The 17,081-nt window shown below is 70.5% G+C and carries 17 protein-coding genes; 5 read left to right on the top strand and 12 right to left on the bottom strand.

Features of this window, described 5'->3' with window-relative positions:
• Window positions 1-74 precede the first annotated feature (74 nt).
• Together tkt and ACWEMY_RS08590 are read left to right on the top strand one after the other, a co-directional pair.
• Complete coding sequence (tkt, locus tag ACWEMY_RS08595; protein WP_452389466.1) at window positions 75-2,111, top strand: transketolase; 2,037 nt, start codon at window positions 75-77, stop codon at window positions 2,109-2,111.
• Entirely contained in the window at window positions 2,108-2,824 is a 717-nt protein-coding gene (locus tag ACWEMY_RS08590) for an HAD-IA family hydrolase (protein WP_452389465.1), read from the top strand. The genes tkt and ACWEMY_RS08590 overlap by 4 nt, the downstream gene beginning before the upstream one ends.
• A gap of 55 nt (window positions 2,825-2,879) precedes the next feature.
• Here the strand turns inward: ACWEMY_RS08590 and ACWEMY_RS08585 are convergent, their stop codons facing one another.
• The 9 genes from ACWEMY_RS08585 to ACWEMY_RS08545 all read right to left on the bottom strand — a co-directional run bounded on the left by ACWEMY_RS08585 (window position 2,880) and on the right by ACWEMY_RS08545 (window position 11,728).
• Window positions 2,880-3,902, bottom strand: a complete 1,023-nt coding sequence (locus ACWEMY_RS08585; protein WP_452389464.1) for a class 1 fructose-bisphosphatase — start codon at window positions 3,900-3,902, stop codon at window positions 2,880-2,882.
• 64 nt (window positions 3,903-3,966) lie between these two features.
• Window positions 3,967-4,572, bottom strand: coding sequence for a DUF4126 domain-containing protein (locus ACWEMY_RS08580; protein WP_452389463.1), 606 nt, complete (start codon window positions 4,570-4,572; stop codon window positions 3,967-3,969).
• A 61-nt stretch (window positions 4,573-4,633) separates the two neighbouring features.
• Window positions 4,634-5,578, bottom strand: a complete 945-nt coding sequence (locus ACWEMY_RS08575) for a TolB family protein (protein ID WP_452389462.1) — start codon at window positions 5,576-5,578, stop codon at window positions 4,634-4,636.
• Between the two features lie 347 nt (window positions 5,579-5,925).
• Window positions 5,926-6,723, bottom strand: a complete 798-nt coding sequence (locus ACWEMY_RS08570) for an ABC transporter permease (protein WP_452389461.1) — start codon at window positions 6,721-6,723, stop codon at window positions 5,926-5,928.
• Between the two features lie 2 nt (window positions 6,724-6,725).
• Window positions 6,726-7,616 carry a 2-aminoethylphosphonate ABC transporter permease subunit gene (locus tag ACWEMY_RS08565; RefSeq protein WP_452389460.1) on the bottom strand — a complete coding sequence of 297 codons (891 nt, stop codon included), beginning with the start codon at window positions 7,614-7,616 and terminating at the stop codon, window positions 6,726-6,728.
• Window positions 7,613-8,797 carry an ABC transporter ATP-binding protein gene (locus ACWEMY_RS08560; RefSeq protein ID WP_452389459.1) on the bottom strand — a complete coding sequence of 395 codons (1,185 nt, stop codon included), beginning with the start codon at window positions 8,795-8,797 and terminating at the stop codon, window positions 7,613-7,615. The genes ACWEMY_RS08565 and ACWEMY_RS08560 overlap by 4 nt, the downstream gene beginning before the upstream one ends.
• 28 nt (window positions 8,798-8,825) lie before the next feature.
• Window positions 8,826-9,866: a 2-aminoethylphosphonate ABC transporter substrate-binding protein gene (locus ACWEMY_RS08555; protein ID WP_452389458.1), complete on the bottom strand. Its 1,041-nt coding sequence runs from the start codon at window positions 9,864-9,866 to the stop codon at window positions 8,826-8,828.
• 45 nt (window positions 9,867-9,911) lie between these two features.
• Window positions 9,912-10,604: a phosphonatase-like hydrolase gene (locus ACWEMY_RS08550; RefSeq protein ID WP_452389457.1), complete on the bottom strand. Its 693-nt coding sequence runs from the start codon at window positions 10,602-10,604 to the stop codon at window positions 9,912-9,914.
• Entirely contained in the window at window positions 10,601-11,728 is a 1,128-nt protein-coding gene (locus ACWEMY_RS08545) for a TIGR03364 family FAD-dependent oxidoreductase (protein ID WP_452389456.1), read from the bottom strand. Before ACWEMY_RS08545 ends, ACWEMY_RS08550 begins: the two co-directional genes overlap by 4 nt.
• A 96-nt stretch (window positions 11,729-11,824) precedes the next feature.
• Here ACWEMY_RS08545 and ACWEMY_RS08540 point away from each other — a divergent pair, with 96 nt between their 5' ends.
• Window positions 11,825-12,547, top strand: a complete 723-nt coding sequence (locus ACWEMY_RS08540) for a GntR family transcriptional regulator (protein WP_452389455.1) — start codon at window positions 11,825-11,827, stop codon at window positions 12,545-12,547.
• Between the two features lie 7 nt (window positions 12,548-12,554).
• On the opposite strand, the gene ACWEMY_RS08535 is transcribed toward ACWEMY_RS08540, so the two are convergent.
• Window positions 12,555-12,914, bottom strand: a complete 360-nt coding sequence (locus ACWEMY_RS08535; protein WP_375929215.1) for a DUF4254 domain-containing protein — start codon at window positions 12,912-12,914, stop codon at window positions 12,555-12,557.
• 302 nt (window positions 12,915-13,216) lie between these two features.
• Between ACWEMY_RS08535 and ACWEMY_RS08530 the strand changes: the two genes are divergently transcribed.
• Entirely contained in the window at window positions 13,217-14,221 is a 1,005-nt protein-coding gene (locus ACWEMY_RS08530; protein ID WP_452389454.1) for a helix-turn-helix domain-containing protein, read from the top strand.
• Window positions 14,222-14,300: 79 nt separating this feature from the next.
• Here the strand turns inward: ACWEMY_RS08530 and ACWEMY_RS08525 are convergent, their stop codons facing one another.
• Both ACWEMY_RS08525 and ACWEMY_RS08520 read right to left on the bottom strand, forming a co-directional pair.
• Window positions 14,301-14,756 carry a hypothetical protein gene (locus ACWEMY_RS08525; protein WP_452389453.1) on the bottom strand — a complete coding sequence of 152 codons (456 nt, stop codon included), beginning with the start codon at window positions 14,754-14,756 and terminating at the stop codon, window positions 14,301-14,303.
• Between the two features lie 196 nt (window positions 14,757-14,952).
• Window positions 14,953-16,257, bottom strand: coding sequence for a TIGR03118 family protein (locus ACWEMY_RS08520; RefSeq protein WP_452389493.1), 1,305 nt, complete (start codon window positions 16,255-16,257; stop codon window positions 14,953-14,955).
• A 156-nt stretch (window positions 16,258-16,413) separates the two neighbouring features.
• Between ACWEMY_RS08520 and ACWEMY_RS08515 the strand changes: the two genes are divergently transcribed.
• Window positions 16,414-16,911, top strand: coding sequence for a peroxynitrite isomerase (locus ACWEMY_RS08515; protein WP_375929218.1), 498 nt, complete (start codon window positions 16,414-16,416; stop codon window positions 16,909-16,911).
• Window positions 16,912-17,081 lie beyond the last annotated feature (170 nt).

Below are 17,081 nucleotides of genomic sequence, written 5' to 3'. Positions count from 1 at the left end.
GGCCACCCGGCGGGGGGACCCCGCGGGAGCGCGCGTGCGGTCCGATGGACGGACCCGACCGGAAGGTAGCGCCCATGTCGCCGTTCTCCGTCCCCCGACCCCTCGACCCGCCCGCGGTGCAGCCCGACACCGATCAGCTCGCCGTCGACACCCTGCGGTTCCTCGCCGCCGACATGGTGGAGGCCGCCCGCTCCGGTCATCCCGGCATGCCGATGGGGGCGGCGCCGATGGCGTGGACGCTGTGGAGCAGGCACCTGCGCCACGATCCGGCCGACCCGGACTGGGCCGACCGGGACCGGTTCGTGCTCTCGGCCGGGCACGGCTCGGCACTGCTGTACGCGCTGCTGCACGTGTTCGGCTACGACCTGCCCACCGCCGAGCTGCGCCGGTTCCGGCAGCTGGGTTCGCGGACGCCGGGTCATCCGGAGTTCGGGGTGACGCCGGGTGTCGAGTGCACCACCGGTCCGCTCGGGCAAGGGCTCGCGATGGCGGTGGGCATGGCGGTGGCGGAACGGATGACCCACGCGCGTTTCCCTGCCGTCACCGAGCACCGCACCTACGCGATCGTCGGGGACGGCTGCCTGATGGAAGGCGTCAGCCACGAGGCCGCGTCCCTGGCCGGGCAGCTCGGGCTGGGCCGGTTGATCGTGCTGTGGGACGACAACGCCATCACCATCGACGGCGCGGTCGACCGCGCCTGCGCCGACGACCAGCTCGCCCGCTTCGCCGCCTACGGCTGGCACACCGAGGTGGTGTCCGACGGCACCGATATCGGCGCGATCGACGCGGCGCTGAGCCGGGCGAAAGCCGATGCGCGACCGAGCTTTCTGGCCGTGCGCACGGTGATCGGGCACGGCGCACCGGAGGTGGCGGGCACCGCGGCCGCGCACGGATCTCCCCTCGGCGCCGATCAGCTGGCGCGCGCCAAAGCGGCTGCGGGATGGGAGTATCCGCCGTTCACGGTGCCCGAGCCCGTGGCGGCCACCTGTGCCGTCCTGGCCGCGCTCGGCGCCGACGACCACGCCGACTGGACGCGCCGCTTCGCCGAGTTCGGTTCCACCGCACCCGACTCGGCGTCGGAGTTCGCGCGAGCCAGGGCGGGGGTCCTGCCCGCAGGTGTGCACGAGGCGCTGGCCGCGGTGGTGGGAACCTCCCCGCGGGCGACCCGGCAGTCCTCCCAGGCGTGCCTGACCGCCGTGTCGGCCGTGCTCCCGGAGCTGGTGGGCGGTTCGGCCGACCTCGCCGGCTCGACCGGCACCGCCTTCGGCCCGGTGCTCACCCGCGACGACTTCTCCGCCCGCGCGATCGCCTTCGGTATCCGGGAGTTCGCGATGGCGGCGGTCCTCAACGGGATCAGCCTGCACGGCGGGTTCCGGGTGTTCGGCTCGACCTTCCTGGTGTTCGCCGACTATCTGCGGCCCGCCCTGCGGTTGTCGGCGCTGATGGGTCAGCCGGTGATCTATGTCCTCACCCACGACTCGGTCGCGGTCGGCGAGGACGGCCCGACCCACCAGCCCGTCGAGCATCTCGAATCCCTCCGCCTGATCCCCGGGCTGCGGGTGCTGCGCCCCGCCGACGACGCCGAGACCGCGCTCGCCTGGGAACTCGCGCTCGCCCGCACCGACGGTCCGACCGCGCTGATCCTGTCGCGACAGTCGCTACCGCAACTGGAACCGGCCGCGGTCGTGCGCGTGCCCGCCGACGCCCCGGACCCGCCGCCCGCCGAGTCCGCGGCTGCGGCCTTCCCCCGACCGGTACCAGCCGGTGCGCATCTGGTGGCACGGGGCAACCCGCGCCGCGCGGTCGAGATCGTGGCGACCGGGTCGGAGGTCGCCCTGGCGGCGGCGGTCGCCGAAAGCCTGCGGGCCCAGGGGTATCCGGCGCGGGCGGTGTCGGCACCGGACCGCAGCCGCTACGTCCCCGATCCGGCGGCGGTGCGTGTCAGCGTCGAGGCGGGCAGCACCGCGGGGTGGGCGGGGCTGGTCGATCTGGCGATCGGCATCGACGAGTTCGGGCACAGCGGACCCGGTCACGAGGTGCTGGCCCGGCACGGGCTCACCGCGACGGCCGTGCTCGCGCGCATACGCGCCTACCTGGACGGTGCGCGATGACGCGGCTGACGGCGGTCGTCTTCGATGTCGACGGCACGCTGGTCGACAGCGAACGCGACGGGCACCGGGTCGCGTTCAACACCGCCTTCACCGAAGCCGGACTCCCCGACCACTGGGATGTCGAGACCTACGGGCGTCTGCTGGCGATCACCGGCGGCGCGCACCGCCTCGCCCACTGGTTCGAGAACACCGGCCGCTCCCCCGCCGAGTCCTGGGACCTGGCCCAGCGCCTGCACCGGCGCAAGACCGCCATCATGCGGGACATGGTGTCCGTGGGGCAGATCCAGCCCAGGCCGGGTGCCGTCGAACTGATCGACCGGTTGCGCACCGGCGGTATCCGGCTGCACGTGGCGACCACCGGTACCCGCGCCTGGGTCGCGCCCCTGCTGGCGCACACCTTCGGCGCGGTGTTCGACACGATCGTCACCGGAACCGAAGTGCCCCAGCTGAAACCACACCCCGCCGTCTATCAGGAGGTTCTGGAACGAACCGGACTGCTGCCGGAACAGGCGGTGGCCGTGGAGGATTCCGCGAACGGCGTCCGCGCGGCGGTGTCGGCGGGCCTGCGCTGCGTCGCCGCGCAGAACAGTTACACCCGCACCCACGATCTGTCGGCGGCGCAGCTGGTGGCGGACGGGCTCGACGATCCCGAGCTCGTCACCTGGTTCGATCGGCTCCTGCGCGGCACGGCCCGGCCCGTACCCCGCAGCTGACACCGCACACGGGCCGACGCCACGGTCATCGGCCGGCCCGGGAGCGCCCGGACAGCTATGCGCAGGTCCGGGCGCTGTCGTGTTCGGCGTGATAGCGCACGATCCGCTCGACCTCCTCGCGGCTGCCGAACACGAACGGCACCCGCTGATGCAGGCTCGCCGCCGTGACCTCGAGGACGCGTTCGCGGCCCGTGACCGCCGCACCACCGGCCTGCTCCATCAGCAGCGCGATCGGCGCGGCTTCGTAGAGCAGCCGCAATCGGCCCGCCTTCGCCGGGTCCTTGCTGTCGCGGGGATACAGGAACACGCCCCCGCGCGTGAGAATCCGATGGGCTTCGACCACGAGCGAGGCGACCCAGCGGGTATTGAAATCCCGTCCGCGCGGCCCGGTCACGCCCGCCACACATTCCTCGATGTAGCGGCGCACCGGCGGCTCCCAGAAGCGGTGGTTGGACCCGTTGATCGCGTACTCCGCGGTCGTCGCGGGCAACCGCAGAGCGGGGGCGGTCAACCGGAATTCTCCGGTGCCGGGGTCCAGGGTGAAGGCGTGTACGCCGGTACCGACGGTGAGTACGAGTTGCGTCGACGGTCCGTAGAGCGCGTAGCCGGCGGCGACCTGGTCGAGGCCGGGCCGCAGGAAGTCCGCGGTGGTGGCGGCCGCGCCCGCCACGGGCGCGGGCAGGATCGAGAAGATGCTGCCCACCCCGACATTCACCGCGATGTTCGACGAGCCGTCGAGCGGGTCGAAGGCCAGCAGATAGCGCCCACGCAACACACCGCGCGGGATCGGGAACAGTTCATCGAGTTCTTCCGACACCATCCCCGCCAGCCGTCCACCCGCTTCGTTGGCGCGCAGGAAGATCTCGTTGGCGACCACATCGAGCTGCTGTTGCTGCTCGCCCTGCACATTGACCGCCCCGGCGCCACCGAGCACGCCGGTCAGCGGAGCGACGGCGACACGGCGGGCGATGTCACGGCAGGCTCCGGCGACATCGCTGATCAGCGCGTGGAGATCACTCGTGGCCGGGTGCCCCTCGGCGGTCAGGAACTGGGCCAGCGTCGGTCGATCGGTGAACATGCCCCGAGCACACCACCGCGCCGCCCGCCGGGCATCCACCTGCCGGGTGAGGCCCGGGGTGGTCCTATTCGAGCGCGTCGACCGGGCCCGGCCGCCGCTCCCGGCGTTCCCGCCGCCTGCGCAGATACCGCCGGATCCGGCTGGCGCACTGATAGACCACCCACAATCCGATCGCCAGCGACACCGCAGCGATCACCGCCGCGAGCACCGGGAAGAACACCGCCAGCGTGAGCACCCCACCCACCCCGAGGTCCTCGGCCGTGCTCAACGCGATATTGGTGACCGGCTCCGGCGAGGTGTTCACCGCCATGCGCGTCCCCGCCTTGACGATATGACTGGCCAGCGCCGTCGTCCCACCCACCGCCGCGGCGAACAGAGTCGGCAGCGAATCGTCCTGCCCCGCGATGAGCGCCGCCACCACCGCCCCCGACGCGGGCCGCACCACGGTGTGCACCGCGTCCCAGAACGAATCCAGATACGGGATCTTGTCCGCCACCGCCTCGATCACGAACAACACCCCCGCCGCGATCAGCACATCGGTGCGCTGCAACCCCGGCGGCACATCCCCCGCCCACCCGATCCGCCCGAACACCCCGAGCAGAAACACCACCGCGTACGCGTTGATCCCGCTGGCCCAGCCCGCGGTGAATATCAGAGGCAGCACCGACATCCGCCCAGCGTAGGCCCACCCACCGACACCGACCGGCCCCTCGCCCCGTGTCGCCCCGGCGCTATCGAGCCGGGGGCGACACCCGGTGGACACCACGATCGGTCGCCGCCACCACACCGACGTGGACCGCACCGGCCAGCGCGTGCACCGCACCGACCGGCGTGAGTCCGACGGCGGGCGTTCCCGTCTCGGCATCCACCCAGAGAACGCCGGTTTCGAGACCGATCGCGATCCAGGCGCCGCACGGCGTGAAACACAACGGTGCCCACCAGCTGTCACCGGGGACACCGACCACCTCGTCGTCGACCCGCAGATCCCACACCGGGTGGCCGGTCGCCGCATCCCTGACCACGAGCAGACCGCGATAGCCGTTGGACCCGCTGCGCCCTTCGTCCTTACGGGTCCACGCGGCGACGCGAGTTCCGTCCGGACCGAACACCACCGAGGGGACCAGATCACTCAGCCCCGTCGGTGGCAGGTTCCACGCGTAGCGCTCGGTGCGGACTCCGTCCGCCGCGATGTCGATCATGCTGAGCCAGGTCGATCCCTGCATACTGTTGCCGACGGCAAGACAACGACCGTCGGGCGAGAACCGCGGCGTGATATCCCAATCGCCGACCATGATCTCGTCATCGTCATATCGCACACCGCGCTCGATATCGACGACCACCAGCTGCTCACTGCCGGTAAGCGCCAGCAGCCGACCGTCGGGAGACCACGCCGCGTGCCCCTGCACCCGGTCCGGAAGCAGCTCGGCGGGGAGTTCCTCGACGGTGCCGAGGTCGTTCCAGTCCCACAGCAGGACCGCTCCGTCGGCGATCGCCGCGATCCGGGTCCCCTTCGTCGACCCACACAGTCCCCAGTTCTTCCGCCCGACCTCGATGACCCGCAACGGCTCCGGTGCGGGCGTCAATCGCCACTGGACCAGGTGCGCGCCGGAGTTGCTGCTGCTCAACGCTTCCGGCAGCGAGGGATGGATCACCAGCGCCGTGTGGGGCTCCGACACGACGGCACGGGATTCGGTCTCGCGCGCCCGGTTCGCGCCTCCCGGACTTCTCCACCATTGCCACACGCTGTGAGGCTAGGCGTTGCCGTCGGCCACGCGATACCGAACCGGATTCCGCCCGTCGGCCTTTCGTGGCGACGAGGGCTAGTAGGTCGAGCTCTCCCGATGCCAGGGCAGGCCGGGGGCCGAGCGGGTGGCTTGTCGGCCGGGCTCGAGGTCGAGGACTTCGGTGAGGGTGGGGTCTTCGTCGATGGTGTGGTGGAGGTGGCCGATGTGGCCTTCGGTGGTGGCGAAGGCGGCTCAACCCAGCTCGAGTCGGGCGATGCCCCGGGAAGTGGTGGAACGCTTCAGCGCAGGGCCGCCCGTCCGCGGATCCGCCCCAGGATCACCAGGACGATCAGTGTCACCACGACCAGGACTGTCGTTCCGGCGGCGGCGTCGAAGACCTCGCCGCGGTCGGTCTGGGCGAAGATGCCGACCGGCAAGGTCTTCCAGGTCGCGGGGTAGACCATGATGGTCGCGCCGAGTTCGCCCATGGACAGGGCGACGGCGAGTCCCGCGGCGGCGCCGAGGGCGGGCAGCAGCAGGGGCAGGGTGACCTGGAACAGGACCCGGACCGGGCCCGCGCCGAGCGATTCGGCGGCTTGACGGTAGGCGGGGTCGAGACGATCGAGGGCGGCGGAAACGGCGCTGAAGGCATAGGCCAGGACCAGGACGCTGTGGGCCAGGATGACGATCCATTTGGTGCCACCGAGCAGCAGCGGGCGCTCGTTGAAGGCGATGAGGACGCCGAGTCCGAGCGCCACCGAGGGCACGGCCACCGGCAGGTGGAAGACCGCGTCGGTGAGCCGGCGCAGCCAGTGGGGTGCTTCCCGGGAGGCCAGCGCGGCCCAGGTGCCCAGGACCAGCGAGACCGCTCCGGCCAGCAGGGCGGTCTGCAGGCTCACCGACAGACTCGCGGCCTGCTCGCCGCTGAGCGCGGCACCGAGGCGGGCGACGCCGAGATCCGACGGCAGCGGGCCGGTCCAGCCGCCTGCCAGCGCGGCAGCCACCACGGTGGCGATCGGGGCGAGGAACACCACCGCGACGACCATCCCGAACACGCCGAGTACCAGCGCTTTTCCGCGCGGAGTCCAGACGAGCACGATCAGTCCCCCTTCGGGCGGGCGGTGAACCGGGCGAAGACGAACCGGTAGGCGAGATAGAGGCCGAGCGAGAGCAGCACCTGGACCGAGGCCAATACCGCGGCGCCGGGCAGGTCGAAGGTGACGATGCCGCGGGTGTAGATGAGGGCGGGCAGTGTGAGCACGCCCTTGGCGCCGGTGAACAGGACGATGCCGAACTCGTTGAGCGTCAGCAGCAGCACCAGGCTGCCGCCCGCCGCCAGCGCGGGCCACGCCTCCGGCAGCACCACCTGACGCAGCACCCGCCACGGTGACGCGCCGAGGCTGGCGGCCACGTCGAGTTGTTCGCGCGGGAGCTGGGCGAACGCGGCGAGCAGCGGCCGCACCACGAAGGGCGTGAAGTAGGTGATCTCGGCCAGGATCACCCCGAGCGGGGTGGTGAGGAAGTCGACGACCGGTTGCGTCGCGCCGGTCAGCTCGGCCAGCAGGGCGTTCACCGCACCCGCCGTGCCGTAGAGGAAGGTGAAGGCGAGGGTGATCAGGAACGACGGCAAGGTGAGGATGGTGTCGATCAGCCGCCCGACCACGCCGGAGCCGGGGAACGGCACGAAGGCCAGCACCACCGCGAGGAAGGTGCCCAACACCAGGCAGCCCAGGGTCGAGCAGACGGCGATGGAGACGGTGCGCCACAACGCTTCCCGGAACACCGCGGACCCCAGGTCCGAGGTCCACACTCCGGTCCCTCGGCCGGTCGGTGTCTCCACCGATTCGGTCAGCACCCGCAGAATCGGATAGCCCGCGATGCCGAGCACCACGAGCACCGGTGGCAGCGTCCACGCGATGGGCACCCACTTGCGCGGCGCTACAGGAGGTTTCGCGGCGGGCACGGAGCGATCGAGAACGGGCGCGCTCACCGCCCCGCCCCCGCCGCACCACTCGCGTCGCCGAGCGGACGCGGAATGAGCACACCGGCCGGGTCCGGTAGCCGCACACCGACGATCGCGCCGGACTCGCCGGTGAAATGTCCCGGTACCTCGGCGGCGAGGTTCTCCGGCAGACCGTCGACGGCCAGTTCGACCCGGGTCGAGGCCCCGCGCCAGACCGCGTTCAGCACGGTGGCGCGCACCGCCTCGTGATCACCGGGCTTGCCGAGGGTGACCGTGTGCGGCCGGATACACAGCAGCGCTTCGTCCTCCGGTGCCCAGGCGGCGCGGCCGACCCCGGGCGCCGGGGCCTGCGCGCGCAGGGTGTTGCCGCCGGCGCTGACCAGCGCCGCCGTCCCGGAGACATGGTTGACGGTGCACGACACCAGGTTCGCGCCGCCCAGGAATCCGGCGGTGAAATCGGTGGGTGGGCGCTGCCAGAGGCTCTCGGCGGTGTCGATGTCGACGAGGCGGGCCTCGCGCATCACCGCGATCCGGTCGGCCAGGGCCAGCGCCTCGGACTGATCGTGGGTGACATACAGCATGGCCGTGTCGGGCAGGGCCCGGCGCAACTGCTGGAGCTCACCGAGCATGGTGTGCCGCAATTGCGCGTCGAGCGCGGCCAGCGGTTCGTCCAGCAGCAGCACCGGCGGCCGGATCGCCAGGGCGCGGGCGATGGCCACCCGCTGCTGCTGACCACCGGACAACTCGCGCGGCAACCGCTTCGCGTAGCCCGCCATCCCGACCATCTCCAGCGCCTCGGTGACCCGCGCGCCGAGCTCCGCGCGCGGCACCCGGTGCGATTTCAGCCCGAAGGCGACATTGCCGTGCACGCTCAGATGCGGGAACAGCGCGTAGGACTGGACCACCACACCGATCCCGCGCCGCGCGGGCGAGAGATCGGTGACATCACGCCCACCCAGCCGCACCGCGCCCGAGGTGGGCCGGACGAACCCGGCCAGCGTCTTGAGCGCGGTCGACTTGCCCGACCCACTCGGGCCCAGCAGCGCGACGGTCTCGCCGACGGCGACGCGCAGGGTGAAATCGGCCAGCGCGGTCGTGGCCTTGCGGCCCCGGCCGTAGCGGACACCGACCCGGTCGAACACGATCGCCGGTTCGGGCACCGCCACGGCAGCGGTCGTGGACTTCGTACGGAGGTCACCGTCGGACATCGTCAACTCCTCGACAGCACAGCCGGATTCAGCTACCGGTCGCCTTCTGGTACGCCGCGAGATCGGCGTCCAGCTCGGCGAGGACCTTGTCCCAGTCGACCGCGACCACCTCGACCCCGCGCAGCGCGGCGGCCGGACCGCCCTCGGCGGGCGCGGCCACATCGGTGCGCGGCGACACCGCGAACGCCTCGGGACCGAGCTTGCTCTGGGCCTCGGGGGCGAGCAGGAAGCGCATGAGTTCGGTGGCGTCGGCCTGGTGCGGGGCGCCCTTGGCCAGGCCCATCACGTACGGCACCGGCACGGTGGAGCGCTTGCCGTCGGCGGCGGGGAAGAACACGTCGAACTTCGAGCCTTTCTCCTGCACGTTGGTGAGGTTCATCTGCACGTCACCGTTGGCGATCAGCAGTTCACCCTTGTCGACCTTGGCCTGCAACTTGCCGGTCGAGGACGACGGGCCGACATTGTTGGCCTGCAGGGCCGCCAGGTAGTCGAGCGCGCCCTGCTTGCCGCGCAACTGCTGCAACAACACCAGCACCGCGGTCCCGTCACCGGCCTGGCCGGGGGTGGAGTACTGCAGCTTGCCCTTGTATTCCGGCTTCAGCAGGTCGTCCCAGGTGAGGGCGCGGGAATCGACCGCGGGGTTGGCGATGAAGCACAGGTAGTTGTTGGCGAGGGTGACGTAGTGCCCGTCGGGGTCCTTGTCGGCGGCGGGCACGGCGGCGGTGTCGATCCCGCTGGGCTGCAACAGGCCCGCCTGCTCGGCCTTCTGGATGAACGGCGGCAGGGTGACGACCACGTCGGCCTGCGGATTGGACTGTTCCTTGTCCACCCGGTTCACCACCTCGCCGGACCCGGCCTCCACCAGGTTCACCGCGATCCCGGTCTGCGCGGTGAACTCGGCGAAGCGGTTCTTGTACCAGCCGCCGACGCCGTCGGCGGAGTAGACGGTGACGGTCCGGCCGTCCGCGGATTCGGTGCCGGTGCCACCGCAGGCCGCGGTGAACGCGACCGCGGTGACCCCGGCCAGCAGCAGGGCGACGCGGCGGCGCGCGGTGAGGGAAGTACGCACGATGACGACAACTTTCGATTCGAGGGGAGATCGCAGGAGGACAGTTCAGGCGGAGATCAGCGCGGGGAACTCGGCGACGGAGCCGATGACGTGGGTGGCACCGGCCGCGCGCAGCTGCGCTTCGGTGTGCGCGCCGGTCAGCGTGCCCGCCACGATCCCGGCGCCCGCGGCGAGACCGGTGGCGATATCGCTGGTGGTGTCGCCCAGCACGGCGATCCGCGCGACCGCGTCGACGCCGAGGCGCAGCGCGGCGGTGAGAACCAGATCCGGGTGGGGGCGGCCGCGGCCCGCGTCCGAGGGCGCGAGGGTGAGGTCGGCGAGGCCGGTCCAGCCGAGGGCGGACAGCAGCGCGTCCTGGGTACCGCGGCTGAAGCCGGTGGTCAGGGCGACGCGCACGCCCGCGTCCCGCAGCGCCGTGATCGCCTCGGCCGCACCGGGGATCGGCGCGATGCCGGCGTCGGTGATCAGCGCGTCGTAGGCGGTTTCGAAGGCGCGGTCGGCGGCCAGGGCGGCGTCCTCGTCGCCGAGCAGCGCGCGGAACACCGCGATCTTGGACTGGCCCATGGTGTCGAGTACATAGCGGCGGGCCTGCTCCCGGCGGGGCCCTTCGGTCTCGATCCCGGCGGCGGTCGCGGCCTGTTCGAAGGCGCGCAGCACGAGTCCGTCGTCGGCGACGGTGGTGCCCGCCATGTCGAGTACGGCCAGCTGAATCCGGTTGTCCGGCACGGTGTTCCTCACAATCCGATCTTCTCGGCGGTCTGTTCGCCGAGGGCGGGGCCCAGGGTCATGCCGCGGCCGCCCGGGCCGGTGACGACCCAGACGTTGGCACCGGCACGCACCCGGGTGACCAGGGCGCCGGGATCGACGCTCTGGCTGTAGACACCGGCCCAGCGCCGCACGATCGGCGGCAGCGCACGACCCAGCAGCGCCTCGGTGACCTCGGTGAGGTGCTCGTAGGGCGCCTCGTCGACGTCGAAGGCGAACGGCTCGGTGTATTCGTGGGTGTCGCCGATGGTCAGGCCGCCGTGCAGGCGCTGCACGCACAGCAGCTGCATCTTGTGTTCGGCGGCGGTGGCGGTCTGCGACTGCTCGGCGGTCAGCGAATCCACCTGCGGCCCGGCGAATCCCGGGTAGTAGCGGAAGCTGTCGCCGTCGGCGATCGCGGTGGTGAGGGGTTCGCCGAGCGGAGCGGTCTGCATCATCTGCAGGCGGACGCGCCGCACCGGGAGCTCACCGGCGAGTTCGCGGGTGAGGCCGGAATGGGCGGCGCCGGGGCAGTGCACCACCAGGTCGCCCTCGTGACGGCGGCCGTGATCGTCGAGAACCGTTGCGCCGGAGGCGGTGTCGAGTACCGAGCGGGCCTCGGTGCCCTCGTGGAAGGTGTAGCGGCCGGTCGCGGCCATGTGGGCGCGCAGGGCGGGCAGTGCCTGGCGCGACTCGACGACGGCGTCGGCCGAACAGTGCAGCCCGGCGAGGAAGTCACCGCGCAAAGCCGGATTGAGCGCGCGCACCCGGGCGGGATCGAGCAGCGTGAAACCCCGCGCCGCCGCGGTCGGTCCCGTGGCGGCGGCTTCGGCGACCGCGAGTTCGGCCTGCGTCCGGACGAGGGTGATCGAGCCGGCGGGGCGGAAGCCGACACCGGCGACGCGGCCACCGATCTCGGCCCACATTTCCCGCGACCGCAAGGTCAGCGCCAGTTCGTCCGCCGAACGCCCGGAGACCCAGACCAGACCGAAGTTGCGGACCGTCGCCCCGCGCGCTTCCCGCTCGCGTTCGAGCTGAACGACCGTGTGGCCGCGGGTGATCGCCGCCCAGGCGTGCGCGGTGCCGAGAATCCCGCCACCGATGATGACCAATCGCATGCCGACGATGGTGGCAAATGGTCTAGACCGATAGGTGTGGGCCGCGGGAACGCTGGGTTAACTTTTGGTATAGACCAATCCGGGTAGGCTGGCGGCATGGCAGCCCCGCACACCACGCGCGTCCCCAAGGTGTTCCTGGTCCGCACCGAGATCGACGCCATCCTGGCCGATCTCGCCGAGGGCGACCCGGTGCCCGCCGAACGCGAGCTGGCCACCCGCTTCGGTGTCGCGCGCGAAACCGTGCGTCAGGCACTGCGGGAACTGCTGGTGGAGGGCAGGATCCGGCGCCAGGGCCGGGGCACCGTGGTGTCGCGGCCCAAGCTCGCGCAGCCGCTGTCGCTGCGCTCCTACACCGAGGGCGCGATCAGCCTCGGCCGCACCCCCGGCCGCATCCTGGTCGCGTGGGAGAACATCCCCGCCGACGCGGCGACCGCGGCCGACCTCGAGCTGGCACCCGGCACCGAGGTGATGCACCTGGAACGGGTCCTGCTCGCCGACGGCGAACGCATCGGCCTGGAGAGCACCTACCTGCCACTGCACCGCTTCGCCGGACTGCGGGACAGTTACGACCCGACGACCTCGCTCTACGCAGCGATCCGCGCGACCGGCATCGAACTCGCCGGTGCGCGCGAACGCATCGAGACCGTCCTGGCCGCACACAGGGAGGCGGGGCTGCTCGACTGCACCACAGCCCTGCCGATGTTGCTGCTGCACCGGCGCAGTGTCGACGCCGACGGCGCACCCGTCGAACGAGTGCGCTCGCTCTATCGCGGCGACAGGGTCGCCTTCGAAGCGCGGCTCACGCCCGAGCCCGGCTGATCCTGCGTCACTGCTCGGGCAAGCGCCGCCTGCCGCCGGTGACATCGGTGACCAGGTCGGTGTACCCGTCGACGAGTTCGGCCAGGTGGTACCAGTGCTTGTGCGTGCTGTCGCTGCGTGCCCCGTCGAGGTCGATGGCCTGGTTGGCATCCACCCAGCTGCGCGCCATCCGGTCCACGACGGCACCGAGGCTCTCGGTGTGCAGCGAGGCACCGTTGCGGTGCAGCGGCATCTCCGAGACGATCCAGTCGTTGATATCGTCGACGAGTTCACCTCGCCTGCAATCGATTTCCGCGATCAGCGCGGCGTCACGCACCTGTGCCCGCCGCTCGTGCAGTTCGGCCAGCGCGTGCGCCGAACGCAACAATTCCCGATCCTGAAAACGCCGACCCTGGAATGCGCACAACAATTGCGGCGCGGTCGGAAGTACCCCCATCACCGGCGCGCTCATCGCAACGCCCCGAATTCACCCGACACCCAAGATTTGTGTACCAACATGATTGGCTCTCGATTCGGTTATCCCGGTCTTCTGTTCGGATTGCTCGCAACCAGGCTAACTGGATCATGCTCGCTCACAAGCGGAAACGCAAGATTGCGTTGTCACTCCTGCGGTAAAGCCTCCCTGACAGAACCGGCGGTCACATCCGCAGTGCCACAGCGGGTTCCGGCGTGTCGCGCGACGCGCTGACCACCATCGATCCCGGTATGCCCGCCGTCTTCGCCGATCGCGTGACATCGGGGCGCCCCGGCGCAATAATGCGATTCACCAAGCGCGCCACCGGCGAAGGGGAACCAATGGCAGGCAAGCGCACGACACTGACCGTCAGGCTACGCAGACTCGCCGCCATGCTGCGCGAGTTACGCGAAAGCGCAGGCCTCAGCAAAGAAGACGTCAGCGCACGCACCGGCATCAACGTGACCACGCTGTACCGCATCGAAATGGCGCAGGCCAGGCCGCAGCGCCGCACGCTCAGCGCCATGCTCGACCTGTACCAGGTCACCGACAAGATCCGCGACGAGGCACTGAATCTGCTCTCCGACGCACTCAAACCGGGGATGTCACACGCCTACGAGGGCGCGCTGTCCGATGTCTATGCCACTTACATCAATTTCGAGGCGGAGGCGCTGTCGGCCAGGCAGTACCAGACATCGACGGTGCCCGGCCTGCTGCAGACCTTCGACTACGCCGCGGCGGTCATCGACACCTCCATGCCGCGCCTTGACGCGGCGGTGATGGAGAGCAGGGCGCAGGCGCGGATGGATCGCGCGGTCAACCTGACGAAGGAGGACCCGCTCGAGCTGTGGGTCGTGATGGACGAGGCGGCCATCCGCAGGGTCGTCGGCGGCCCCGCGACGATGGTCGGCCAGCTCGACCGGCTGCTCGACGAGACCAAGCGCAAGAACGTGATCCTGCAGGTACTGCCCTTCGACGCGGGCGCGCATCCCGGGATGGCCGGTTCGTTCACGCTGCTCGACTTCCGCAATCCGGTCGACCCCGAACTGGTGTACGTGGAGAGCATGTCGGTGCACGACCTGGTCGAGGGACATTCCGAGATCCGCCGCTTCGGCGTGATCTTCGATCAGCTGCGGGCCATGGCGTTGAGCCCGAGGGACTCGGCGGCGCTCATCGCGCGGGCGCGCGACGATCTCGCGAAGTCGGTCCCCGACCTCTGAGCCGCACGGGACTCAGCAGGTGGTTCCGCACGGCCGCCGGATCGGCGCGTGCGGTGCCGTTTCCAGGGGCATCCGGGGATCAGTAGGGCAGGCTGCGCACGCCGGCCCAGAGGTCGTCGACCAGGCGCTGATAGCTGTCGGCGAGGTCCTCGAGCCGGACCCACTCGTCGTAGAACACCGAGTCGGGGGCACCGGCCAGTTCGACGAAGGCCAGGCTGCTCGCCCTGGCCAGCCGGTCGACCAGGCCGCCCAGGGTCTCGCAGTGTTCGTCGGCGGTGGCCAGCGGTACCGGCGCGGCCAGGATCACCCAACGATCGATCGCGCGCATCAGCTGCGCACGCCGGCGATCGATGGCGGCCAGCTCGGCGGCGGGGGTCCGCTCGCGCACCTGGTGCAGCACGGCCAGCTCACCGGCCGCATCCAGGACCGGATGGTCGTCGTAGGGCAACCCGCGCAACGACGCGAGCAAGGCCGAACGACAGGGCAACAGCGTCGGGCCTGCCGTGCGCTGCCGCACGGGCTGGGAAACCTTCATCTGGCCTACCTCCGGCTCGGGCACGACACCCCGGGTAAGGGTGCCATCGCGTGCGGCAGAACGCGGCGGACAGCACGCGGTCGCGCGCGTCCGGCAATCATCCCGCCACCACTGTCCCCGATGACGGCGCCCGGCGGAAGAATTGGCATACCGGACATTCGGATTGTCCGCCTCCGCCGCCGGGCGCGCACCGGGGCTACTGCACGCGCAGACTGCCGAACAGGCCCTGCTTCTCGTCCTCGGGACCCGCGGTGAAGTACAGGGCGTTCGCGTCGCCCAGGCTCTCCCCGTTGCCGAACAGCAGCGCCCACAGCCCGGCGATCTCGACCGGCTTCGCCTGGCCGTCACGCAGGTAGTCGACGAAGGTGCCGGTGGTGTCGTCGTAGGCGAGCACCCGGCCGAGACCACCGAAGTTGCCGATCAGCAACTTGCCCGACAGCGCACCGAAGTTCGACGGCGCGATCGCGACACCCCAGGGGGCATTGAGCCTGCCGCCGTCGTCGATGATGCGCACCAGCTTGCCCGCGGCGTCGAACTCGGCGACCTTGCCCTTGTCCGGCCTGCCGTCGGCGGCCTTGTCGGCCGCGGCGTCGAGCGCGTCCTCTTCGCCCTTGTCGAAGGCGGTCGAGTCCTTCGCGTCGGGCTTGGTCACCGCGTAGGACACGAACACCCGGCTGCCCAGGGTGGTGACGTTGAACGGCGCCGGATCGCCGGGCACGGCCTTCTTGCCCTTCTCCGGGGTGGAGGCGTCGATCAGCTCGCCGGTGGCGAAGGGGTTGGCGAATCCGGTGGTGGCGACCGGCTGCCAGAACTTGTCGAAGGTGCGGATCTGCGGTTCCGCGCCGAAGTCGGCGGCCAGCAGCTTGTCTCCGGCGGGCGAGAGCGCCAGGCCGAAGAAGGCCATGCCCTGCGCCGAGCCGTCGAAGACCTGGTTCGCGCCGCCGTTGCGGCGGATGATCGCGCCGTCGGGCGCCTGCTCGGTCCAGGCCGAGATCTTGCCCGAGTCGGTGGCGAAGATGAATCGCGCCGAACCGGTCAACGGGATCGGCAGGCCGTCGAGGTCGACCCACTGATCGCGCACCACGAACAGATCCGAGGTGATCGGCGCGGGGTTGAACACCACGCCGGTGGTCTTGCCGACGCTCTTGTCGGTGGTGTCGGCGTCGGCGCCGGGGACGGCGACCGAGGTGAGCTGGTCCTGGCTCAGCTTCTGCAGCTTGGGATCCGAGGAGCTGTGCACGTCACCGAGGAACTGGTAGGACTTGCCGCCCGCACCGACCCAGAAGTGCCCGCCCGCGCCCTTGGGCCGGTTGGCCAGGCCCCAGGCGTCGACCATCTCGGGAATGGTGAACTGCGCGTGATAGGAGTCCTTGTCGGCGGCCAGGTTGGTCTGGCCGTAGCGGTTGCCCTCGAGCGCGGTCACCTCGCCGGTGGTGGCCTCGGAGCTCGAACAGGCCGTCGCCACCAGGAGCACCGCACCGAACACAGCACCACGTACCAGTCCGGACCGCACCCCGCGGGCGCCCCTCACATGTCCGTTCACGTTCTATCCTTTCGACCTCCGCCGGACGGCGTTCAGGCGTGGCTGACCTTAGCCTGACCGGCGTCGCGGCGTGGCCGTGACCGTCTGTGCGCGTGCGGGTCTAGGCTGTCGGCCGTGGTCGAACCCTCCGCTTCCGTCGCCCCGCATCCCGCCGTCACCGCACTGGCTCCACTGCTGGGCACCTGGCGCGGGCGCGGCCACGGCGAGTATCCGACGATCGAGTCGTTCGACTATCTGGAGGAAGTGGCCTTCGGCCACATCGGCAAACCGTTCCTCACCTACCGGCAGCGGACCAGGGCCGCCGACGACGGAAGGCCGCTGCACGCCGAGACCGGCTACCTGCGCTGCCCGGCGCCCGGCCGGGCCGAGCTGATCCTCGCCCACCCGACCGGAATCACCGAGATCTGCGAGGGAACGATCACCGAAACGGTCGACGGAATTCGCCTCGAATTGAACTCGACGAATATCGGGTTGAGCGGATCGGCGAAATCGGTGACCGCGCTCGGCCGTTCTTTCCACGTGACCGGTGACACCATCGACTACACCCTGCGGATGGCCGCGGTCGGTGAATCCCTGCAGCATCATCTGAGCGCTACTCTGCAACGCGTCTGAACAGATGGATACCCGCTGAACTGCGGATTCATACGCCAGATTCCGGTAATTCATCTTTTCATCACGGTCCGGTACCGGTTGCGTTCGAACACGCCCGCACATAACGCAACAATTGTGTGTCGCTTACCGAAGCCATCTGTTGCCGCTGTTGTCCCCGTTCTAGGTTCGAA

It is taken from the genome of Nocardia sp. NPDC004415, from assembly GCF_053602435.1.
Note: the sequence above shows the minus strand (reverse complement) of the source record. Positions and strands in the feature narration are given on the sequence as shown.